This window comes from Yersinia proxima, assembly GCF_902170785.1.
In the GTDB taxonomy this organism is placed as follows: domain Bacteria; phylum Pseudomonadota; class Gammaproteobacteria; order Enterobacterales; family Enterobacteriaceae; genus Yersinia; species Yersinia proxima.
The window spans coordinates 212,914-236,313 of record NZ_CABHYG010000016.1 but is presented as its reverse complement, the minus strand read 5'-3'; the positions used below and the strand labels follow the sequence as shown (position 1 = coordinate 236,313).

Here is a 23,400-nt window from a genome sequence, read left to right as displayed (position 1 = left end):
TTTATGGAATTGATATGAAAAATATTGCATTTGTAATTACTAAATCAATCATTGGTGGTGCTCAAGGTTGGGTTTTGGAGCAAGTAAAGCTACTCAAAGATGATTGTAAGATTATTTTAATAACTTCGGAACCAGGCTGGTTAACTGAAACGATTGTGTGTGACAAAATCGTTATTATTCCAGAGATAAGAAAAATGGCTAGTATTAAGGCCATCTACGTCTTGTACAAAACACTTAAAGAAAATAAGATTGATATTGTTGTTTCCAGCTCTGCCAATGCGGGTCTTTATAGTAGGCTGGCTCGTTTATTCCTACGTTTCCGTGGTGTGTATGTTTCTCACGGATGGTCATGTATTTACAATGGTAATGTACTCAAATTCATATTTTGCTATATTGAAAAGCTACTATCATACATTACAGATGTGGTATGGTGTGTTTCTCAGAGTGATGCAGATAAAGCTATTAAAATTATTGGAATTAAACCTGAGAAAATAATGACTCAGCTTAATGCTATAACGCCACTAGCTGAGCGGCCTGACCGTCCATGCCAAAATAAAATCATTTATGTATGCAGATTAGCCTATCCTAAACGTCCTGATTTAATCTTAAAAGTCGCCGCAGCCAATCCTAAATTTGACCTCGATATCGTTGGCGATGGGGAGTATTATCAAGATCTTAAGAAAGAGTATGCGGGTTATGACAATATTCATTTTTACGGTGAAATTAAAGGGTTTGATAGATTTAATGAGTATGATGTATTTGTGTTAACATCAGAAAGTGAAGGTTTGCCTATGGCTGCAATTGAGGCTACCAGTGCCAGTCTACCAGTTATTTTGAGTGATGTTGGTGGTTGCAGTGAGGTTGTGGATAGCAATGGTATTCTAATTGGTAATACAACGGAAGAATTAGATTCTGCTCTTAATACTGTATTTTCAAACTATGATTCATTCTATAAAGCTGCTCAAAAGCAAAAGAATAAATTTGATATAAATAACGTAAAAGATAAATGCAGGAAAATTATTCTTGGATGATAAGGATACTTGGTCTCTTTAATTTAACAGGTGAGTTATGACTATTTTAGTAACGGGTGGTGCAGGTTATATTGGATCGCACACGGTACTGACACTCTTAGAAAATGGCGAAAGTGTTGTTGTACTAGATAATTTATCTAATTCTTCTGCTGAGTCATTGTTACGTGTATCTAAGATCACTGGTCGCGCACCCGTATTTTATCAAGGTGATATATTAAATAGGAATTGCATTAAAAAGATATTTTCTGAGCATAAAATTGATTCTGTTATTCATTTTGCTGGGTTGAAATCAGTAGGGGAATCAGTAGCTAAGCCTCTTGAGTATTACCAAAATAATGTAACTGGTTCTATTATTTTGCTTGAAGAAATGGTTATCTCTGGCGTAAAAAAATTAATTTTTAGCTCTTCCGCTACAGTATATGGTGATCCTGAATTTGTTCCCTTGACTGAAGATGCTCGTATTGGCGGTACTACAAATCCTTATGGTTCATCAAAGGTCATGGTTGAACAGATATTGAAGGATTTCTCTTTCGCTCATCCTGATTTCTCTATAAGAGCGCTCCGATATTTTAATCCCGTTGGAGCCCATATGTCTGGGTTAATCGGTGAGGATCCAAATGGGAAGCCTAACAACTTGCTGCCTTTTATTACTCAGGTTGCAATTGGTAAACTTCCCAAATTAGCTGTGTACGGTAATGATTACCCAACAGTTGATGGGTCAGGTGTTCGGGATTATATCCATGTTATGGATCTTGCTGAAGGGCATCTTTGCGCACTTAATAACCTGACTCAGGGGTTTAAGGCTTATAATCTTGGTTCGGGTGTTGGGTATTCAGTGCTACAGATGGTTACAGAGTTTGAGCATATATCAGGTAAAAAAATTCCTTATGAAATAGTGTCTCGTCGCCCTGGGGATATTGCGGAGTGTTGGGCCAGCCCAGAGCTTGCTTTTAAGGAGTTAGGGTGGAAGGCCAAAAGAAATTTAACGGACATGCTAAAAGATGCATGGAATTGGCAGCAATCCAATCCAAATGGTTATGTTCACTGAATACTTAGTTAGCTGTGCTAAAATCCCCTATCTTCCATCTTTATTTTTGTAACAAACCACAATGAAATTTCCTGGCAAACGCAAATCTAAGCACTATTTTCCGGTTAATGCTCGTGACCCTTTATTACAACCCGCGCAGACGGAAAATGAAGTGAGTACGTCTTATATTGTTGGTATTGATCAGACACTGGTTGATATTGAAGCGAAGGTCGATGAGGACTTTATTACGCGTTATGGCCTTAGCCAGGGGCATTCTTTGGTTATCGAGGACGATGTTGCTGAACGCCTTTATCAGGAACTGACGACAAATGAGTTGATAACGCATGAGTTTGCGGGCGGTACTATTGGTAATACGCTGCACAACTATTCCGTCTTAGCCGATGATCGATCGATTCTCTTGGGCACCATGTGTAGCAATATCAAAATTGGTAGTTACGCCTATCGTTATCTTTGTAATACCTCTAGCCGTACAGATTTGAACTATTTACAGGCAGTTGATGGCGCGATTGGCCGTTGTTTTACTCTCATTACGGATAATGGTGAGCGGACATTCGCTATCAGTCCCGGTCTGATGAATCAGCTACGTCCTGAAAGCATTCCTGAAGATATTATCGCAGGTGCCTCCGCATTGGTGCTTACCGCTTATCTGGTACGTTGCAAACCAGGCGAGCCAATGCCCGAGGCGACGATGCAGGCTATCAGTTATGCGAAGAAATATAATGTCCCGGTCGTGATGACACTTGGAACCAAATATGTCATTGCAGATAATCCGCAGTGGTGGCGTGACTTTCTTAAAGAGCATGTTTCTATTGTTGCGATGAATGAAGATGAAGCCTATGAACTGACGGGTCTGATTGACCCACTGATGGCCTCAGATATGGCGTTGAATTGGGTTGATTTAGTGCTTTGTACCGCTGGCCCTAATGGGCTTTATATGGCGGGTTATACAGAAGAGGCTAATAAGCGTCAAACTCAGCATCCATTATTACCTGGTGCGATTGCTGAGTTTAACTTGTATGAATTCAGCCGAGCGATGCGTAAAGAGCATTGCGATAATCCTCTACGTATTTATTCGCATATTGCCCCTTATATGGGCGGCCCTGAGAAAATAATGAATACTAATGGGGCAGGGGATGCTGCTTTATCTGCGGTGTTGCATGATATTGCTGCCAATGGTTTTCATCGTAACAATGTTCCTAACTCTAGCAAACATGTACGTAGCTACCTTAGTTACTCTTCATTGGCGCAAGTGTGCAAATATGCCAATCGGGTTAGTTATCAAGTGCTAAATCAGCATTCCCCCCGTTTAACGCGTGGTTTGCCTGAGCGGGAAGACAGCTTAGAAGAGTCGTACTGGGAAAGATAATTGTCGTCAAATAGTGAATAGGGCCAGCATATGCTGGCCCTATTGGTTTATAACTTGCTAACACTGAGATGTTTTTAAATTGGGCAAAGCGGGCGTTTGTCTTCTTCGGTCAGCGTTTCTATCTTCAGCATATTCAGCATACTGTTGGCGATTTCGCGCTCGCCCATCACAACCTGGTTCGCGCCGCGATCCGAGATATAAACCACTTCGTCGTCATAATGTGCACGAGCAATTATCTCAAGGTCTGGCCGTTTAATTCTGGCAGAGGCGACAATTTCCCCAGCTTCGTAGCCATTCGGTATGGTCAGTAATAACCAGCGGGCACAATCCAGGCGAGCCAGTGACATAATATCTGCGCTTGCAGCATTACCTAATACCGCATTAATACCTTGCTCCCGGAGCGCTTCAACTCTTGGTCGAGAATTCTCAATGACTACTAATGGAATACCTTCAGCATGCAGTTTTGCACCTAATAAACTCCCTACCCGACCATAACCAACTAACAGTGCATGATTGCACAAATCGACCGGGATCTGCTTTTCCTCTTCTACTGCTTCTTCCAAAATAAGATCTTCCATGGTCTCGTTTTTGGCTAAATAGCGATCTAACAGTGTGAAGAGTAATGGGTTAAGCATGATGGATAGAATCGCCCCAGCCAGTACCAGATTACGTCCATGCTCTGACATTAAACCGAGAGAAATCCCAAGTCCGGCGAGAATAAAGGCAAATTCACCGATTTGCGCCAGGCTGACAGAAATGGTAAGTGCTGTGCGTTTTGAATGGCCAAACATTCGCACTAATATAAACGCTGCGGCAGATTTACCGAAGATAATGATAGCTAATGAAGCCAGTACAGCTAATGGTTCACGTAGCAAAATCATTGGGTCAAACAACATCCCAACTGAAACGAAGAACAGGACGGCGAATGCATCACGTAGCGGTAGGGTGTCTTGTGCTGCACGGTGGCTGAGCTCTGATTCATTCAATACCATTCCGGCGAAGAATGCACCTAGCGCAAAGGATACATCGAACAGCCCTACAGCGCCGTAAGCAATCCCAAGTGCTAATACCAGCACAGCTAATGTAAATAGCTCACGGGAGCCGGTGCTGGCGGTTTTAGCCAGTATCCAGGGGACCAAACGACGACCGACAACAATCATCAGCGTAATGAAGGCAATGACTTTACCGATGGTTATTGCTAATTCAGTGAATAACTGGCTGAGACTGGTGGTTTCGTTACCCATCACGCCAGCAAAGGCGGGCAATAGCACCAATGTGAGTACCATCGCCAAATCTTCGACAATCAGCCAGCCAATAGCAATTTGCCCCCGCTGGCTATCTATGAGTTGCCGCTCTTCCAGTGCTCGCAGTAATACCACTGTACTGGCAGTTGACAGACAAAGACCGAAGACAAAGCCCGTCATCAAATCCCAGCCTAATAGATGAGACAATCCCATCCCGAGCAAGGTGGCAACGGCAATTTGTGCTACGGCACCGGGTATGGCGATTGATTTTACTGCAAGAAGGTCTTTAAGCGAGAAGTGAAGTCCGACACCAAACATCAACAAAATAACACCAATTTCAGCCAGTTCTGGTGCTAATGAGGTATCAGCAACGAAACCTGGCGTGAAAGGCCCGGCCAGCACCCCTGCAGCGAGATACCCCACCAGTGGTGAGATGCGCAGGCGGTGAGCCAAGGTGCCCAAGAGGAAGGCGAGAACAAGGCCTCCGACGATCGTGGTAATTAAGGGTGTTGAGTGGTGCATCCAGACTCCTTCTAGTTATTCCCGTCATCTTTCAAGTCGCAGGTGTGTTGGCTGCGCTCAATCACCCGAATCGCTTACCTGAGTAAGTTCATCGGGATTCATTCGCTTGTCGCCTTCCTGCATTTTGAAATCTTTTGGGTATATGCAAGGGCGGCAAGCATTTCACAGCAATAACATCAGTTTATTGCATTTATGCGATCAATGCGCGATAAAAATTCATTTTTTATCGATAAAAGTCAGCTTTGGCATGGAAATTGTTTGAAATGGTTGTTTATGATGGATTTGCTGTTTCTATCTCTATTACGCAGGGAAATCTCCCGGCTGAAACAAATATCTCAGTCGGGATTATAAGGTTATTGCTATTACTTATCTTCTATATTGGGCAAGAAGACCGTAATTACCCCCAGTAAGGGTAAGAATGCACATATTTGATAAACCAATTCAATACTGGTTAAATCAGCAACATACCCTAGTACAGCCGCACCTAATCCCCCCATACCGAAAGCAAAACCGAAGAATAGACCGGATACCATGCCCACTTTTCCCGGAATAAGCTCTTGTGCATACACCAGTATTGCCGAGAAGGCAGATGCAAGGATAAGGCCAATGATCACGGTTAAAACCCCCGTCCAATACAAAGAAACGTAGGGTAAAATAAGGGTAAATGGCGCAACGCCCAATATTGACCCCCAAATAACATACTTTCGACCTATCCTATCGCCAAGAGGCCCGCCAATGATGGTGCCTGCGGCAACGGCAAATAAGAACACAAACAAATGTATTTGGGCATTTTGTACCGAAACACCGAACTTATGCATCAGATAAAAGGTGTAATAGCTGCTGATACTGGTCAAATAGAAGTATTTAGAGAATATCAGTACCATCAAGATAACTAATGCGCTAATAACCGTCTTTTTAGGCAGTTTTTTGGCCAATGAAACTTTTACGATTTTGCCATGTGTTGCTCTCTGTTGTTGCTGATACCATTTACTGACCTGCAACAGCACCACAATAGCCAGCAGTGCCGCGAGTGAAAACCAACCTACATTGCCTTTACCGTAAGGTGCGATAAGGATTGCGGCTAGTAATGGCCCCAGAGCGCTGCCGAAGTTGCCTCCTACCTGAAAAATAGACTGAGCCATACCGTGGCGGCCACCGGATGCCATACGAGCTACTCGGGACGATTCTGGGTGGAAGACGGAAGAACCGGTTCCGACCAATGCTGCCGCCAGTAAAACCACCGGGAAAGTGGTGGCGACAGCGAGCAGCAAAATGCCCGATAAGGTAAAACCCATGCCAATCGGCAAAGAATAGGGTTGCGGATGCTTATCGGTATAGAGGCCAATCAGCGGCTGTAATAATGAGGCGGTAAGCTGATAAGTGAGTGTGATTAATCCAATCTGCGCAAAACTTAACGAAAACTCGGCTTGTAATAACGGATAAATCGCCAGAATCAGCGACTGGATCATGTCGTTAAGTAAGTGAGATACGCTGATAGCACCCAATATAGAGAAGGACGTGCGTTTGACAGTGGTATTGACGGAGGGGGGGAGTCCAGTCTCAGAGCGATCGGTCATAGTGAGTATTCGCCTAATAATTTTCACTGTTAATAATATGTTTGTAATGGATACATATTATTCAGATCGAATGATTTTTACTACAGCAGATACAATTTGATATATATTCAAATATTATGAAACTCATCTATAGATCATCAGACTACAATTCGAACTCTGTCACAGTATGATATTGATTTATCATGATATTGGTATGTGTCACCCCATTTTCACTCATTAAACTGGCACTGAACGTACTGGTTTTAACGATAACATGGAGATTTGCGATGCGTTTTTCATTATCGACCACAGCATGTGCTTTGGCTGTGTCGCTGGCGTTTGCACCGGGATGGGCTGCCGCCTGGGAAAAAGATAAAACTTACGATATCACCATACTGCATACCAATGACCATCATGGCCACTTCTGGCAAAATGACCACGGCGAATATGGCCTGGCGGCACAGAAAACTTTAGTTGATGACATTCGTAAGCAAGTTGCCGCAGAAGGGGGAAACCTGTTGCTGCTTTCCGGCGGGGATATTAATACCGGTGTTCCAGAGTCAGATCTACAGGATGCCGAGCCTGATTTCCGCGGCATGAATTTGGTCGGTTATGATGCCATGGCTATCGGCAACCACGAATTTGATAATCCTCTCAGTGTGTTGCGCCAACAGGAGAAATGGGCCACTTTCCCGCTATTATCTGCCAATATTTATCAGAAAAGCACTCAACAGCGATTATTCAAACCTTATGCCCTGTTTGATAAGCAAGGCGTGAAAATTGCGGTGATTGGTTTAACTACCGACGATACTGCTAAGATCGGTAATCCCGAATATTTCACTGATATCGAATTCCGCGTGCCTGCGACAGAAGCAAAGCAAGTTGTCGAGCAACTGAGAAAAACTGAAAAGCCTGACATTATCATCGCCGCGACTCATATGGGCCATTACGATGATGGCAAGCATGGATCGAATGCACCGGGTGATGTCGAGATGGCACGCAGCTTACCGGCGGGTTATCTGGATATGATTGTGGGTGGACACTCACAAGATCCGGTCTGTATGGTCAGTGAGAATCATAAGCAAGTTGATTATGTGCCCGGCACTCCTTGTGCTCCTGATCGGCAGAATGGCACTTGGATCGTGCAAGCACATGAATGGGGTAAATATGTGGGGCGGGCAGACTTCAAATTCCGTAATGGTGAATTGAAGTTAGTAAACTATCAGTTAATCCCGGTCAATTTAAAGAAAAAGGTCGAGAAAGCTGATGGCACCAGTGAGCGCATCTTTTATACGCAAGAGATTGCTCAAGATCCGTCAATGCTAAAACTGCTGACACCATTTGAACAACAGGGCAAAGCGCAGCTGGATATCAAAGTGGGGAGTGTGAATGGCAAGTTGGAGGGGGATCGCAGCAAAGTGCGTTTCGAGCAAACCAATCTGGCGCGGTTGCTATTGGCGGCACAAATGGAACGTGCGGGTGCTGATTTTGCGGTGATGAGTGGCGGTGGGGTTCGTGACTCTATAGATGCGGGTGATATCACATATAAAGATGTTCTTAAGGTTCAGCCATTTGGTAACACCCTGGTTTATGCCGATATGAAAGGCAGCGAAGTTGAGAAGTATTTGACGGTTGTGGCCAATAAAAAAGTCGATTCAGGTGCTTACGCACAATTTGCCAATGTTAGCTTAGTCGCTGATGGCAAGGGGGTCAGTGACGTAAAAATACAAGGCAAACCGTTAGATCCGAATAAAACCTATCGTCTGGCAACCTTGAATTTCAACGCATTAGGCGGTGATGGTTATCCGAAGATTGATACTTTACCGAGCTATGTAAATACCGGTTTTATCGATGCAGAAGTGCTGAAACAGTATATTGAAAAGCACTCACCACTGGATGCCAGTCAATATCAGCCGAAAGGCGAGATTGTTTATAAGTAACCAATTAGATAAGGAGCCACTATAACCAGTGGCTCCTATTATATAATTCTCATTTTCATTTGTAATATATAAAAACCAAGATGTGTTAAGCTAAAAATTATTTTTTGTTGATGTATTGTTTATATTTTCGTTCATAAAATATACTTTACCTAAGTGAGATAATATCACTGGGGCTAAGCCAAAGATGGTAAGTAAATTACTTGTTATTTGTTGGATATTAGGTTCAGGAGGCTCACTATGCGCTTTCATAAAGTAATTATTGCAATGCTCGCTGCACTGCCTGTCGCGAGTGCACTGGCTTGTTTCCACCAACCTACTTGTTTCATACGGTGTGCTAAATTGCCGCTATGGGAGGTGCCTTTCTGTGATCTTGGCACCATGCATAAGCCGGCTTTGCAAGGAGAAAATTTAAAAAAACCAATAGTGTTATATTCCTCAATTAAAATGAATCACGATGATAAAGGTTTATTTAGCGTAAAAGAACTTTTTAGACAATAATTTAATTTTCTTTGAAAGGGCTATTTCTAGCCCTTTCATATTTGTGATGACTTAATCCCGCTTGGCGATATCAGCAAAGGTACCCTGCAATAAACGGCATAGGTCTGTTGCTGCCAATTCAATATCTAACCCTCTTTTACCGCCGGAAACAAATATGGTGGCATAGTCTTGAGCAGGGCTATCAATCACAGTAGGTAAGCGTTTTTTCTGCCCCAATGGACTGATGCCGCCGACTAAATAGCCGGTGCTGCGCTGCGCCAATTGTGGATCTGCCATTTCGGCTTTTTTTGCCCCCAATGCACGCGCCACTTTCTTAAGATCAAGTTGGGTGGCCACCGGCGTGACGGCAACCGCCAGATTTTTGGCATCGCCATTTAACGCAACCAGCAATGTTTTATAAACTTGGTCAGCATTAAGGCCCAGTTTTTTAACCGCTTCATCACCGAAATTGGTTTCTGTGGCGTCATGGTGATAGGGGTGTAATGTGAAAGGAACTTTTTGTTTTTCCAGCAAAACGACTGCAGGTGTCATAATAAACGTCCAATTTAAAATGAAAATTTATTCAGTTGGAATATCCTACACCTAATTTTTGTCGCCGGACTAAAAATTAAACTAATAAAATCAGCACAATGATCCGACGCGATACGATATATGATGAATGTTAGTTGCTAATCTAATCGTCAGGTTGCTACCCTGTACTGGCTGCTCATATTTTCCGCAAGGAATGTGAGGGCTTAATAACTAAAATAATGAAAATTCCTCTTTGACTGGCCGATAGCGATATCGGCCATTTTTTTGTATTTTTTACCGATGGTCGGGCTGCAAGAGTTCAGGGAGATTCCCTTCGCCATATAAATGTAATGCACCAACCGCGACCACATAGTGGCCGGCTGGCAGTTGTTCAAGCTGCTGCTGCCAGCGTTTATTGCGCTGTATCATCAGTACGTCGTACAACCCCTGACTAAAGGTAGGAGCCAGAGTGGATAGGTCATTGGCCGGATGATGTTCCAACCACCAGCCAATCATGGTTTGCAACAGGCGAGCGTTGGTGTGCCAGTGAGTTAAGGTATCGAGCAGTAAAGACATGCCGTTGTCGGGCAGCGTTTCCAGTAAATCGAGCTGCATTTGTGCGCCTTCCAGCTCAATAATGGTTTTCTTCTGCGCTGCGGCCGCTTTCAGTAATTGATAATCGATGCCGTATTCGCCGCGTAATCCCAAACGTTGGGCCTGACGAGCCTGAAGCATCAATGCGGCTTGCCATGCGGGCAGAAAGGCCATGGACTGCGGATCGTGACCGAGTTCTTCGCAGCGTTGCAACAATTGTTGGTAGTGCTCTTCAGATAATCGGTCAATCAACGGATCGGCCAGATTTTCGTTACCAAACGGAGAGGTTGCGTCAGTGATATCCGCTTCTACTATCAGCGCATCAGCCTGATTCAATTTATTCAGCAATTCGTGAGGGAGGGGAAACATACCTTCAGTTCCCATATGGATGCTGCCGACCAGATGCAAGTGGCGTTCACCGGCTAAGGTGACATCTAAAGCGGGGTAGGAGTAAGTAGCTGGAGCACCAACCCCTAAAAATTTTGCGATGCGGCGTAATAATTGACCCATGCCTATGTGCTTCTCTTTTAGCGTTTTCTGTATCCTAAACGCTTAGTGGCGCACAAGAAAGTGTTGTGCGCCACTGAGTTTTTATTGTTTAGGTTTAAAACGCAATAAGCGGTTGGCGTTACTGACAACGGTAATAGAGGAGAGTGCCATAGCCGCACCCGCAACTACCGGGCTGAGTAATGTGCCGGTGAACGGGAACAGAATACCCGCCGCAATCGGGATCCCCAGCGCATTGTAGAAAAATGCGCCCAGCAGGTTTTGCTTCATATTGCGCAATGTTGCTTTGGAAAGCTCAACAGCATCTGCAACCCCATGCAGGCTATGGCGCATCAAGGTAATAGCCGCAGTTTCAATCGCAATATCACTGCCGCCCCCCATAGCAATCCCGACATCAGCTTGCGCCAGTGCCGGTGCATCATTGATACCATCACCAATCATGGCCACTTTATGCCCGGCAGCTTGTAGTTGTTTGATAGCTTCAGCTTTGCCATCAGGCAGGACACCGGCGATCACCTGATCAATACCTGCTTCTTTGGCTATGGCATTGGCGGTAATAGGGTTATCACCGGTTAACATCACCAGATTGTATCCGAGCTGATGCAAGCGTTGCAGCGCGCTGATACTGTCACTGCGCAGCGGGTCGCGTATTGATAGCAGTGCCGCAGGCTTACCTTGTGCCGTCAGAATAACCGGTGTTGCACCACTTTCAGCTTGTTGCTGCATCAATGATTGCAGCTCACTGGTATCAATCTGTTGCTCTTCCAGCAGGCGGTTATTCCCCAGCAACAGCGCTACGCCATCAACCTCGCCACTAACACCTAAACCACGTAATGTGCGGAATTGGTTGACCGTTGCCAGAGTCAGCCCCTCGGCGCGTTGCAAAATAGCGCGTGCCAGTGGGTGATTCGAGCCGGTTTCTAACGCGGCAGCCCATTCCAACGCTTGTTGCTCACTGACCCCATTAAAGGTATGAATGGCGACCACTTGCGGATGCCCTTCGGTCAGAGTGCCGGTTTTGTCGAACACCAAGGTGTCGAGATTACTGGCCTGCTGCAACGCATCAGCATCACGTACTAATACCCCAAATTCAGCCGCCCGACCTACACCCGAGATGATTGACATCGGCGTTGCCAGCCCAAGCGCACAAGGGCAGGCGATAATCAGCACTGTTGTGGCGACCACCAGGGTATAGACCAATTGCGGTTGCGGGCCGAAGAAATACCAAATCAGCCCAGCAATAACGGCAATGGCGACCACCGTTGGCACAAATACCGCGGAGATCCTATCGGCCAGCTTACCAATCTCTGGTTTACTGCTTTGGGCCTGACGCACCAGCTTAATGATTCGCGCTAATGTCGTTTGGCTGCCGATAGCATTGGCGCGAAACAGCACCGTGCCATCCTGTACTTGTGTCCCGGCATGGACAACATCACCGGTGGACTTTTGTTGTGGGATAGGTTCGCCAGTCAACATGGCTTCATCCATCCACACCTCGCCTTGTACAATCTCACCATCAACCGGCACACGGTCACCGGTGGTTAAACGCAAGGTCATACCCAACTGTACATCGGCCAATGGGATGAGTTTTTCACCTTCATCGGTGACCAGCCGCGCAGTCGGCGGTGCCAAATCCAACAAGCGCTCCAGCGCATTGGAAGAACGCTGTCTGGCGCGTTGTTCCATCGCATGACCAAGGTTAATCAGACCGATAATCATGGCACTGGCTTCATAATAAAGATGGCGGGCTTCCATCGGGAAAACATCCGGCCAGATATTCACCGTGATGGAGTAGATCCACGCCGCGCCCGTACCTAGTGCTACCAGGGTATCCATGGTAGCACTGCCATTTTTTAGGCTGACCCAGGCATTACGATAAAAATGCCCACCGGCAAATATCATCACCAGCAGGGTGATTATCCCAACTATCAGCCAGGGCGTTTGAGTCTCAGGGGTTAGTGTCATACTACCGCCAAATAACCCCCATCCCATCAATGGGATACCCAATAACAGCCCCAGTGCCGCTTGCCACTGAAAACGCTTCATACTGGCTTGCGACATTTGCTGTTGGCGCTCGCGTCGCTCTGCTTCATCTTCAATAATTTCAGCACCATAACCGGCATTTTTGACCGCCGCAATCAGTGCCTCATTGCTAGGGTGACCGGTGACTAATGCACTGCGCTCCGCCAGATTGACTCGTGCGACCTCAACACCATCAACGCTTTCTAGCGCATGTTGTACTTTAGATACACAACTGGCACAGCTCATCCCGGTCAGTAACAGCTGAACACTATCATTGTCAGCAGGTTCTGCTATCGGCTGGTCAGGTTGCGTATTTTTAATGTCATTTGGCGCTGCCGGAATGGTTGAAGAGGCCGCTGCCTGATATTCCGGCGAAGATGGGGCTGAGTGAGTCAGCGGCTCAGTTTTTGGGGATTGCGCCCCCGGCAGTGTGGCGTGATAGCCTGCTTGCTCCACCGCATCAATTAACGTTTGTGCCTCAACTTTGCCATACACTTTGGCACTATCGAGGGAGACATCTGCTGCAATCACACCGGGAACGGCTTCCAGCGCTTTGCGCGTAGATTCGGTACAGTGCCCACAACTCAAGCCTGAGAGCTGTAATTCAATATCAGGAGTTTGAGCTTCTTCTGCCTGATACCCCGCTTGTTTAACCGTATCAATCAGTGTTGTGGTTTCGGCTTCGCCTGTCACCTTGGCATAGTGAACATTCACTTCTGCATGATGAACATCTTCACGGCTTTCTAATGCCGTTTTTACGCGTTTGGCACAATTCATACAGGAGAGGCCGTGTAAGGCCAGCACTGTGGTTTGCAACATAGTTGACTCCTTATCGAGTAGGAACCTATCCATAAATTTGTCGGGATAAGTTTAGTCGGTATTCCCAGTCATATCGCTTATTTAGGGCAATAACGAACTTTGATCTGTACAGGTTTTATTCCGCTTGACTGACATCCTTCCTTTCACTAATTATAGAGGTTAAACCTTACAGCAAGGGGAAGGTCAAGGGGGAAGAATGAATATTAGCGATGTTGCAAAAAAAACCGGTTTAACCAGTAAGGCCATTCGTTTTTACGAAGAAAAGAAACTGGTGACACCGCCTATCCGCACGGATAATGGTTATCGAAGCTACAGCGCCAAACATATCGAAGAGTTAACATTGTTGCGTCAGGCACGGCAGGTCGGTTTTACATTAGATGAATGCCGTGAGCTGCTGGCATTGTTTCATGACCCCGCTCGTCACAGTGCGGATGTGAAAGCTGCAACGTTGCAAAAGGTAGCGGAAATCGAGAAACATATTAATGATCTTAGTCAGATGCGATTACGTTTATTGGCTTTGGCAGACGAGTGCCCTGGGGATGACGGTGCAGATTGTCCGATTATCAATAACCTGGCGGGGTGTTGTCACGGGAGTGAGAAACAAAAAGTTGGCTAATGTTCTGCGAAAGGCGTATCCAGATAAATACGCCTTTTCAATGTGTTAGTGATGGACAGCCCTGACGTGCAAGGTATTGCCTTCCACTAAAATGACTTCAACTTCGGTGCCGACACTTAGCTCATTAGCGCTATAAATGCGCCAACTGCTATCACCTACTTTCATGCGGCCGTAACCATCAACTGTCGGTTCCGTCAGGGTGGCCCGCGTTCCCAGCAATTGATGATTACGTTGATTCAACATCGCGGGTTGTGGCTTGATACGCTTACTGAGCCAATACCACCACAAGATGGCTGATACGACTGTTAAAACAGCAAACAGTACGCCTTGCATCTCCCAGCTAAAGGGAAAAAGCCATACCAGAATACCGACCACCACGGCTGCAACGCCGCTCCACAGCATATAACCACTGGCCCCTAGCATCTCGGCTGCCAGTAATAGACCGCCGAGTGATAGCCAAAACCAGTTTGGATTTGCTGCAATTTCCTCCAGCATGGTTATTTACCCCGGCTGTTTTTACTCTCACCAATCAGCTCTGCAATACCACCAATAGCACCCATCAGGTTGCTGGCTTCCAGTGGCATCATAATGACTTTGCTATTATTGGCCGAACCAATGTGTTGTAGGGCATCGGTATATTTCTGTGCCACAAAGTAGTTAATGGCTTGAATATCACCGGCAGCAATAGCTTCAGAAACCATTTTGGTTGCCTGAGCTTCCGCTTCTGCCGCACGTTCACGAGCTTCTGCTTGCAAGAATGCCGACTGACGTTCACCTTCGGCTTTCAGAATTTGTGATTGTTTCTCACCTTCAGCACGCAGAATAGCTGCCTGACGAACCCCTTCGGCTTCCAGAATATCAGCACGTTTAGTACGTTCAGCCTTCATCTGGGCATTCATCGCAGAAATAAGTTCAGTCGGTGGACGCACATCACGGATTTCAATACGGGTAATTTTAATGCCCCACGGGTTGGTGGCTTCATCGACGATATGCAGCAGGCGGCTGTTGATGTTGTCGCGTTGGGACAACATTTCATCCAGTTCCATAGAACCCAAAACAGTACGGAAGTTGGTCATGGTCAGGTTGACAATAGCCAGTTCCAAATTACTGACTTCATATGCGGCTTTCACCGGGTCAATAACCTGAATAAAGCAGACGGCATCAATCGCCACATTGGCGTTGTCGCGGGAAATGATTTCTTGGGATGGAATATCCAGAACCTGTTCCATCATATTGATTTTACGACCAATACGATCCATAAATGGCACAACGATATTCAGGCCTGGCATCAGTGTTTTGGTATAACGGCCAAAACGCTCGACTGTCCATTGGAAACCTTGTGGGACGATTTTGATTGAGGAAAAGACCACAATCAGAGCTACAACGATAAGAACAGGGATAACCGTAAACATATTTAACTTCCTGTCAGCAATGATTTTTGTTTCTTAATATTACGTGACGGGGCGCTAAATGCCTAACGAAAGGCAGGTAAAAGCGTGTAAATGAGAGAAAGTCAGGTTGGGGCAGAATAAAACAGCGCGGGTTGGCCCCGCGCAGTAGCAAATAATGGTAACAGGTAGGGCGAAAAATGATCGTTAAAAGTGCCTGTTAGTACAGCAATGCATAAAGCTGACGGCGGTATTTAGCCGCCAGCGCATCGCCAGTGCCTAATGCGGCCAAAATATCCATTAATGTCTTACGCGCAGTGCCGTTTGCGGCGGCCAGATCTTGCTTCAAGTGGCCTAGCAACAACTCTAGCGCCTCTTCGTTACGGCCTACCTGATGCAGTTGCAGTGCTAGCTGAACCGCCAGTTCGACGTTATCCGGTTGTTCTGCGACTTGTTGTTGGAGTTGCTGGATTTCTGGTGTATCAGCGGCTTGTTTGAGCAACTCGATTTGCGCGATCAGTCCCTGATAACGGCTATCACGATCCTGCAGTGGTATGGTCGCCAATACGCTTTCGGCATCTTCGCTGCGGTTGAGCTGAATTTGAGCTTCGGCCAGTTGCAACGCAATGTCACTGGTTTGCGGGTTATGGTTTTGCTGCATCAACTGCCAGGCATCTTTCAGCAAAGGCAGTGCTTCTTGTACCTTACCTTCGCTCATCAACTGTGCTGCTTCAACTGCTTTCAACTCTTCAGGTTTTGGCAATACCCGTTGCAATAATTCGCGGATAACTTCTTCTGGTTGTGGCCCTTGGAAGCCATCAACCGGCTGTCCGTCTTTAAACAGATAAACGGCCGGAATTGAGCGCAAACCAAATTGTGAAGCCACCATCTGCTGTGCATCGCAATCGACTCGAGCCAGAATGAATTGGCCTGCATACTCAGCGGCCAGTTTATCCAGCACTGGAGTGAGTTGCAGACAGTGCTGGCTGCGTTCAGACCAAAAATAGAACAGCACCGGTACAGTCATGGACTGTTCTAAGGTTTGGTGTAGGTTCGCTTCGGTAATATCAATCGTTGTAGGTGATAACATGAATTATTTCTCTCATCCGTTTTATACCCGTCATACTTCAAGCTGCATGTGTGTTGGCTGCTCTTATTCACCCGAATCATTGACTGGTGTCAACTCATCGGGATTATGAGTCTCTTAGAGACCCACTCTGCGAGCCAGCGCAAGCGCTGTTCAAAATGGTTTATAACCAATTTGTCATTCGCTTGCCGCCTTCCTGCCACTCGAATTATTTAGGGTATAGCAGTTAATTGGGGCTAATTATGTTGCTTCAACCCTCATCGCTATTATCAAGAATTGCCACGCAGAACTTTATCTAGCATCCGGCCCGGTAATATGCGGCGCAGTATTGTCAATGCATGGGCCACTAAAGTGACCGGATAGCGCAATTGCGGGCGCGGGCTTTCCAGCGCGTGACGCAATTTCGGCAAAATCGCTTCTGGTGGCAGTGTAAAACGCTGCGCAATACCGGGGTTACTCACCGGCTTATCAACTTGGGCCTGATTCACATTTTGTGTGAAATGGGTACTTATCGGGCCTGGCTCAATCAAACTGACATGAATTCCGCTGTCATGCAGTTCCATTCGTAATGCATCCGACCAGGCTTCTAACGCATATTTACTGGCGGCATAGGCACCACGGCCGGCAGTTGAAACCAAGCCCATCACTGAACTGGTTTGAATAATGCGCCCTTCACCATGAGGTAGCATGGCGGGCAGTAAAAGCTGCGTCAATTGATGGGTGCCAAACAGATTGGTGGAAAATTGTTTTTCCAACTGCTGGCGCGAAATTGTCTGTAATGGGCCGTACAGGCCAAAACCACCATTATTAAACAAACCATACAAGCGCCCGCCAGTCAGCTCAATAACTTGTGCCGCCGCGCGTTCGACACTGGCACTGTCATCCAAATCCAGTTCAATACCTTCCAGACCCAACAGTGTCATCTTCGCCACATCATCGGGCTTACGGCAGGCGGCGAGGACGCGATAGCCCCGGTTTTTCAAGTCTTGCGCTGCAACCAGGCCAATGCCGCTGGAACAACCGGTAATTAATACTGTTTTTTGCATAACTTTACCTGGTGAGTGGTTCTATTTATCTAAACAAGTGGTTAACTAAGGCTTATTAGTGACTAACGGTTTAAGTTGTTGCGCCATCCAATCGGCGATGAAAGGTTGCGCCAAGGCGTTAGGATGTAAGCCATCATCCTGCATCCACTCAGGCTTTACGGCAACCTGTTCCATAAAGAACGGCACCAGCGGAATATTAAATTGCTGTGCCAGTTGTGGATACATCGCACTGAAGGCATCAGTATAACGGCGGCCGTAGTTAGGTGGAATGCGGATTTGCATCAATAAAGGTTGCGCTTTTGCCTCTTTTATCAGATTGATAACCTGCGTGAGATCCCGTTGAATATCCTGCGGTGGGAAACCGCGCAGGCCGTCATTGGCACCTAATTCAATCAGTACCCAGCGGGGCTGATGTTGTTTCAGCAAGGCAGGCAGACGGGCTAAGCCCTGTGCCGCCGTATCGCCACTGATACTGGCGTTAACCACCTTGGGTAATGATGGGGTGGCCTGCCATGTTTTATCCAGCCGTGAAGGCCAGGCTTCGGCAATGGGTAGGCGGTAACCGGCGCTTAAACTGTCGCCGAGAATCAAAAGTGTATCGGTTGCGGCGGCACGCAAACTGAATAATCCCAATAGTAATAGGAAGGGAAGATGCCAGCGGAAAACGTTCTTGAAGTTCATCATCTTAATAAACACGTCGGTCAGGGTGAGCAACAGCTCTCCATCCTTACCGGAGTTGAGCTGGTTGTCAAACCCGCTCAGACAATTGCGCTGATTGGTGAGTCAGGTTCAGGTAAATCAACTTTGCTGGGAATTCTGGCGGGCCTCGATGATGGCAGTAGCGGTGAGGTGAGTTTACTCGGCCACTCTTTGACTGCCATGGATGAAGAAGGGCGCGCGCAACTGCGGGCAAAAAATGTCGGTTTTGTTTTCCAATCATTTATGTTGGTGCCGACACTTAATACATTAGAAAATGTGCAGCTTCCGGCACTGTTACGTGGTGAAAGTGAGCGCGAGAGTAAAGTGCATGCCATTGAGCTATTAAAACTGGTGGGCCTTGAGAAGCGCCTTCACCACCTTCCTGCCCAACTCTCCGGCGGTGAGCAGCAACGAGTGGCACTGGCCCGGGCCTTTAGTGGTCGGCCAAAAGTGTTATTTGCTGATGAACCAACCGGCAATCTTGACCGCCATACCGGTGACCGTATTGCCGACTTACTTTTTTCTCTTAATCGCGACTATGACACCACGCTGATACTGGTAACCCATGATGTGCAACTGGCTGGCCGTTGCCAGCGTCGGCTGCGGCTACAAGACGGTAAATTGTGGGAGGAAGCATGATTTGGCGCTGGTTTTGGCGTGAATGGCGCTCACCCTCACTGCTGATTGTCTGGTTGGCATTAACTCTGGCTGTCGCTTGTGTACTGGCGCTAGGGACTATCAGCGATCGCATGGAAAAAGGGCTCAGTCAGCAAAGTCGTGATTTTCTGGCGGGTGATCGGGTGCTGAAAACGTCTCATCCAGCCCCGGAAGAGTGGTTATTGGAGGCGAAACAGCAGGGGTTGTCTGTCAGCCGCCAGCTTTCATTTATGACCATGACTTTTGCTGGTGATCGTCCACAACTGGCAGATGTAAAAGCCACAGATTTAGCTTATCCACTGTATGGCAAGCTGGAAACTTTACCCGCAGATGTCAAACTTGAGCCGGGAAGCGCGCTGGCGGCCCCGCGGTTGTTGGCGCTGCTCGGCGTTAAAGTCGGCGACACATTGGAAGTTGGTGATACTTCGCTGAAAATCATTGGCGAAGTGCTGCAAGAACCTGATTCGGGTTTTAACCCCTTCCAGACCGCGCCGCGAATTTTAATCAATCTGGCCGACGTGGAAAAAACCGGTGCAATACAACCGGGTAGCCGGTTGAGCTATCACTATATGTTTGCAGGCCCAACGGAGGCTATCACTCAGTTTAGTGACTGGCTGACGCCGCAATTGAAACCGGATCAGCGCTGGTATGGTTTGCAAGAGTCGGGCGGTGCGCTGGGGAAATCCCTACAGCGCGCACAGCAGTTCTTGCTGTTATCGGCGTTATTGACGTTATTGCTCTCTATTGCCGCTGTTGCCGTGGCGATGGGGTATTATTGCCGCAGTCGCTATGATCTGGTGGCCGTGCTAAAGACATTAGGTGCCGGGCGCAGTGCGTTGCGGCGGTTGATTATCGGCCAATGGCTCTCGGTTTTAGTATTGGCAGGGCTGTGCGGCAGTGTCATTGGTTTATTGTTCGAGAAAATATTAGTTCGTTTGTTATCCCCGGTATTACCCGCCGCATTACCGGCAGCTGGTGTATGGCCATGGGTATGGTCAATGGGATCGCTGATATTGATTTCTCTGCTGGTGGGTATTCGCCCATACCGGCAACTGCTGGCGACTCAACCACTGCGAGTACTGCGCCGTGATGTCTCCGCTAATGTCTGGCCGCTGCGCTACTTTATTCCGGTGATGATCGTCATTGTGGTAGGGCTATTAGCCTTACTGATGGGAGGGAATACGCTGCTATGGGCGATCCTCGGGGGGATGGTGGTATTGGCGTTGCTGCTAGGTGTGGTCGGATGGGGCGGTTTATTACTGTTACGCCGCCTGACGGTCACTCGCCTGTCATTGCGGCTGGCTATTAACCGCTTACTGCGCCAACCTTGGATGACCTTGACCCAACTGGCCGCATTCTCTCTTTCATTTATGCTGTTGGCGCTGTTATTGGTGCTGCGCGGGGATCTTTTGGATCGCTGGCAACAACAGTTGCCACCAGATAGCCCGAATTACTTTTTGCTGAATATGACGTCGCAACAGGTGCCGCAAGTCACGGAGTTTCTCACTCAGCATCAGATAACGCCGTCGACTTTCTATCCGATTGTCCGAGTGCGTTTGAGTGAGATTAATCAGCAACTGGCGACTGAGCGAGTCGCAGAAGATGCACCCGGCGGTGAGGCGGTTAATCGGGAGCTGAATCTGACCTGGCAGCAGGATTTACCGGCGCACAATATTTTGACCGCAGGCCAATGGCCGCCCAAGGCGGATGAGGTATCGATAGAACAGGGGATTGCTGACAGATTGGGTATTAAAATCGGCGATAAACTGATATTCAGTGGCGATACGCAGTCATTTGGTGCCACGGTGAGCAGTGTTCGTCAGGTGGACTGGGAAAGTCTGCGCCCTAATTTTTACTTTATTTTCCCGCCGGGCGCTCTGGATGGGCAACCACAAACCTGGCTGACCAGCTTCCGTTATCACGGTGACGGGGAGGTTTTGACGCAATTGAACCGTCAGTTCCCGACTCTCAGCTTGCTGGATATCGGGGCGATGTTGAAACAGGTCGGGCAAGTGCTGCAACAGGTCAGCCGAGCGCTGGAAGTGATGGTGGTATTGGTGATTATCTGTGGCACCTTACTGCTATTAGCGCAAGTGCAAGTCGGTATGCGCCAGCGCCGTCAGGAACTGGTGGTTTACCGGACACTTGGCGCAAGTAAACGCTTACTGCGAGGCACATTGTGGTGGGAGTTTGCGTTACTGGGGCTGGTGGCGGGGCTGGCAGCAGCTATTGGTGCCGAAGCCGCACTTTGGGCATTACAACGGTTAGTGTTTGATTTCCCGTGGCAGCCAAACTGGGTCATGTGGTGGTTATTGCCACTGGCAGCGGCCTTGTTGCTGTCACTGTGTGGTGGTTGGTTAGGGGCTAGATTATTGCGGGGGCGGGCGCTGTTCCGCAGTTATTAGATTTAGCATTGGTGAGTGAAGGGGTGACCGTACCTCGGGGCGCTCCGATGGCTTACGCCATTACGGCCCCAACGGCACGTTTCCCCTTCATTTGATTTTGTCAGTAGTTTCAAGTCACGGCTAGTACCGTGACTTATTTATGCTTTGATTTAATTATAACTTGGCTTGCGCCCAGCGCAGGGCGTTTTGGTATTCCGCTGGTAACAGCGGGGCCAGTGCCGCCAGGGCGGTGCTTAATGCCGCACCATCGGGATCATTTAAATTCAAATGACCCACTTTGCGGCCTTCGCGCACTTCTTTTTCATACCAATGCAGATGCACCAAGGGCAGTGACAGCCACTCGGTATTCACTGGCGTACCAATCAGATTGACCATCGCCGACGGAGTATTGACCACCGGCGTTGGTAGCGGCAAATCCAAAATAGCGCGCAGATGCAGCTCAAACTGGCTGATAGATGCGCCATTTTGTGTCCAATGCCCACTATTATGTACCCGTGGTGCCAGCTCATTGATCAACAAACTGTCGCCGACGATAAAGCATTCCATCGCCATCACACCAACATAATTCAGCTTATCCATAATGGCAGACAGCATTTTTTCTGCTTGCTGCTGTAGTTTGCTATTGGGTTGTGGCAAAGCCACACTCATGCGCAGGATGCCATCTTCATGCAGATTATGGGTGAGTGGATAAAAGACCGATTTGCCTTGATGGCTGCGCGCACCGACCAGTGAAACCTCGCCAGAAAAGTTAATACCCTGCTCGACAATACATTCGCCGTAAGCATCGGCGGGTAAACTCTCTTGTTCACCAGTGCGTAAACGCCACTGACCTCGGCCGTCATAACCGCCAACCCGACGTTTTACGATGGCTAATTCACCCAGCGTGGCAAAAATGTGCGGCCATTCGCTGGCGCTTGCCAATAATTGCCAGGGAGCGGTCGCCAAATTCAGGCTATCGAGCAATTGCTTTTGTGTCAGACGATCAGCCAGCTGAGGAAAAATATCGCGGTTAACGAAAGCCGTGTGGGTGGCGAGTTCACGGGTTAAAGCTGTTTCCGGCCAGCGCTCAATTTCGGCGGTAATCACACTATTTTGATAGGGTACGGCTTCTGGCTCGGCATCTAAACCCACCGGATACACGGCAATACCTAGCGGCTCGCCGGCCTGACGTAGCATGCGCCCTAACTGACCATTTCCTAATACGCAAACAGGTTTCATGCTGGCACCCGCGGATCTGGATTATCTAACACTTCGTCGGTTTGGCTGGTACGCCAATCAGCTAAACGTGCAGCCAATTCAGTATCATGCAGCGCCAGTATTTGAGCCGCCAACAAGGCCGCATTCGCTGCACCCGCTTTACCGATTGCCAGTGTCCCCACCGGAATACCGCGCGGCATCTGCACGATGGAATACAGGCTATCGACACCACTTAATGCAGCACTTTGTACCGGCACACCGAGGACGGGCACCAGTGTTTTGGCTGCCAGCATACCCGGTAAGTGAGCTGCGCCGCCCGCACCTGCAATAATGACATGTAAGCCATTGGCATCGGCTTGTTCGGCAAAACTGAACAGTTTGTCAGGGGTTCGGTGCGCGGAAACAACTTCGACATGAAACGGGACATTGAGCGTGGTGAGCACGTCGGCGGCGAACTGCATGGTGGCCCAGTCACTCTTGGACCCCATTACGATAGCGATTTTAACCCCGGCTGGATAAGCCGAATCGAGGTTAGCTCCCATGAGTGTAAAGCTCCTGTGATTGCGCAAGCGTCGGCCAGAGCGATTTTCTATAAATCGTGACTGGCGAAGAGGGCGTAGAGCATATCATGAGCCACAGGCAAGGAAA

Annotated in this window: 20 protein-coding genes; 8 read left to right on the top strand and 12 right to left on the bottom strand. The window is 47.7% G+C overall.

Annotation, left to right across the window (positions count from 1 at the left end; translation table 11 throughout):
• Positions 1 to 14 precede the first annotated feature (14 nt).
• The 3 genes from FTB31_RS14905 to FTB31_RS14895 all read left to right on the top strand — a co-directional run bounded on the left by FTB31_RS14905 (position 15) and on the right by FTB31_RS14895 (position 3,445).
• The gene (locus tag FTB31_RS14905; RefSeq protein WP_077174512.1) at positions 15 to 1,031 is read left to right on the top strand and encodes a glycosyltransferase; all 1,017 of its coding nucleotides are present in this window, start codon (positions 15 to 17) and stop codon (positions 1,029 to 1,031) included.
• Between the two features lie 37 nt (positions 1,032 to 1,068).
• Positions 1,069 to 2,079 carry a UDP-glucose 4-epimerase GalE gene (galE, locus tag FTB31_RS14900; protein ID WP_077174511.1) on the top strand — a complete coding sequence of 337 codons (1,011 nt, stop codon included), beginning with the start codon at positions 1,069 to 1,071 and terminating at the stop codon, positions 2,077 to 2,079.
• Between the two features lie 61 nt (positions 2,080 to 2,140).
• Entirely contained in the window at positions 2,141 to 3,445 is a 1,305-nt protein-coding gene (locus tag FTB31_RS14895) for an inosine/guanosine kinase (RefSeq protein ID WP_227731514.1), read from the top strand.
• A 74-nt stretch (positions 3,446 to 3,519) separates the two neighbouring features.
• On the opposite strand, the gene ybaL is transcribed toward FTB31_RS14895, so the two are convergent.
• Together ybaL and FTB31_RS14885 are read right to left on the bottom strand one after the other, a co-directional pair.
• Positions 3,520 to 5,211, bottom strand: a complete 1,692-nt coding sequence (gene ybaL, locus FTB31_RS14890; protein ID WP_050077386.1) for a YbaL family putative K(+) efflux transporter — start codon at positions 5,209 to 5,211, stop codon at positions 3,520 to 3,522.
• Positions 5,212 to 5,573: 362 nt separating this feature from the next.
• Positions 5,574 to 6,788, bottom strand: a complete 1,215-nt coding sequence (locus FTB31_RS14885; protein ID WP_077174509.1) for an MFS transporter — start codon at positions 6,786 to 6,788, stop codon at positions 5,574 to 5,576.
• A gap of 266 nt (positions 6,789 to 7,054) precedes the next feature.
• On the opposite strand from FTB31_RS14885, the gene ushA reads away from it, so the two are divergent.
• Together ushA and FTB31_RS14875 are read left to right on the top strand one after the other, a co-directional pair.
• On the top strand, positions 7,055 to 8,707 hold the full coding sequence (gene ushA / locus FTB31_RS14880) for a bifunctional UDP-sugar hydrolase/5'-nucleotidase UshA (protein WP_077293558.1): 1,653 nt from the start codon (positions 7,055 to 7,057) through the stop codon (positions 8,705 to 8,707).
• Between the two features lie 237 nt (positions 8,708 to 8,944).
• Positions 8,945 to 9,205, top strand: coding sequence for a hypothetical protein (locus tag FTB31_RS14875; protein WP_077174507.1), 261 nt, complete (start codon positions 8,945 to 8,947; stop codon positions 9,203 to 9,205).
• Positions 9,206 to 9,256: 51 nt separating this feature from the next.
• Here FTB31_RS14875 and ybaK read toward each other — a convergent pair whose 3' ends face one another.
• The 3 genes from ybaK to copA form a co-directional block, all read right to left on the bottom strand.
• Positions 9,257 to 9,736 carry a Cys-tRNA(Pro)/Cys-tRNA(Cys) deacylase YbaK gene (ybaK, locus tag FTB31_RS14870; protein WP_005158233.1) on the bottom strand — a complete coding sequence of 160 codons (480 nt, stop codon included), beginning with the start codon at positions 9,734 to 9,736 and terminating at the stop codon, positions 9,257 to 9,259.
• Positions 9,737 to 10,009: 273 nt separating this feature from the next.
• Entirely contained in the window at positions 10,010 to 10,819 is an 810-nt protein-coding gene (locus FTB31_RS14865; RefSeq protein ID WP_077174506.1) for a TraB/GumN family protein, read from the bottom strand.
• 81 nt (positions 10,820 to 10,900) lie between these two features.
• Positions 10,901 to 13,657, bottom strand: a complete 2,757-nt coding sequence (copA, locus tag FTB31_RS14860; RefSeq protein WP_077174505.1) for a copper-exporting P-type ATPase CopA — start codon at positions 13,655 to 13,657, stop codon at positions 10,901 to 10,903.
• 196 nt (positions 13,658 to 13,853) lie between these two features.
• On the opposite strand from copA, the gene cueR reads away from it, so the two are divergent.
• Entirely contained in the window at positions 13,854 to 14,273 is a 420-nt protein-coding gene (gene cueR / locus FTB31_RS14855; protein WP_227721746.1) for a Cu(I)-responsive transcriptional regulator, read from the top strand.
• Between the two features lie 45 nt (positions 14,274 to 14,318).
• On the opposite strand, the gene FTB31_RS14850 is transcribed toward cueR, so the two are convergent.
• From FTB31_RS14850 to tesA, 5 genes are all read right to left on the bottom strand, one after another.
• Positions 14,319 to 14,768, bottom strand: coding sequence for an NfeD family protein (locus FTB31_RS14850; protein ID WP_005167770.1), 450 nt, complete (start codon positions 14,766 to 14,768; stop codon positions 14,319 to 14,321).
• 2 nt (positions 14,769 to 14,770) lie between these two features.
• Entirely contained in the window at positions 14,771 to 15,685 is a 915-nt protein-coding gene (locus FTB31_RS14845; RefSeq protein ID WP_005158246.1) for an SPFH domain-containing protein, read from the bottom strand.
• Positions 15,686 to 15,881: 196 nt separating this feature from the next.
• Positions 15,882 to 16,751: a co-chaperone YbbN gene (locus FTB31_RS14840; protein ID WP_050077391.1), complete on the bottom strand. Its 870-nt coding sequence runs from the start codon at positions 16,749 to 16,751 to the stop codon at positions 15,882 to 15,884.
• A 266-nt stretch (positions 16,752 to 17,017) separates the two neighbouring features.
• Positions 17,018 to 17,794, bottom strand: a complete 777-nt coding sequence (locus tag FTB31_RS14835; RefSeq protein WP_077174504.1) for an SDR family oxidoreductase — start codon at positions 17,792 to 17,794, stop codon at positions 17,018 to 17,020.
• A gap of 45 nt (positions 17,795 to 17,839) precedes the next feature.
• A complete protein-coding gene (tesA, locus tag FTB31_RS14830; protein WP_050077393.1) occupies positions 17,840 to 18,475 on the bottom strand; it encodes a multifunctional acyl-CoA thioesterase I/protease I/lysophospholipase L1 in 636 nt (211 codons plus the stop codon).
• Here tesA and ybbA point away from each other — a divergent pair.
• Both ybbA and ybbP read left to right on the top strand, forming a co-directional pair.
• A complete protein-coding gene (gene ybbA / locus FTB31_RS14825) occupies positions 18,446 to 19,132 on the top strand; it encodes a putative ABC transporter ATP-binding protein YbbA (RefSeq protein ID WP_019081253.1) in 687 nt (228 codons plus the stop codon). The genes tesA and ybbA overlap by 30 nt on opposite strands.
• Complete coding sequence (gene ybbP, locus FTB31_RS14820) at positions 19,129 to 21,555, top strand: putative ABC transporter permease subunit YbbP (protein WP_227731513.1); 2,427 nt, start codon at positions 19,129 to 19,131, stop codon at positions 21,553 to 21,555. Before ybbA ends, ybbP begins: the two co-directional genes overlap by 4 nt.
• Before the next feature lie 153 nt (positions 21,556 to 21,708).
• Here the strand turns inward: ybbP and purK are convergent, their stop codons facing one another.
• Complete coding sequence (gene purK, locus FTB31_RS14815; RefSeq protein ID WP_077293549.1) at positions 21,709 to 22,773, bottom strand: 5-(carboxyamino)imidazole ribonucleotide synthase; 1,065 nt, start codon at positions 22,771 to 22,773, stop codon at positions 21,709 to 21,711.
• Positions 22,770 to 23,294 carry a 5-(carboxyamino)imidazole ribonucleotide mutase gene (gene purE, locus FTB31_RS14810; protein ID WP_050077396.1) on the bottom strand — a complete coding sequence of 175 codons (525 nt, stop codon included), beginning with the start codon at positions 23,292 to 23,294 and terminating at the stop codon, positions 22,770 to 22,772. The genes purK and purE overlap by 4 nt, the downstream gene beginning before the upstream one ends.
• Positions 23,295 to 23,400: the final 106 nt, after the last annotated feature.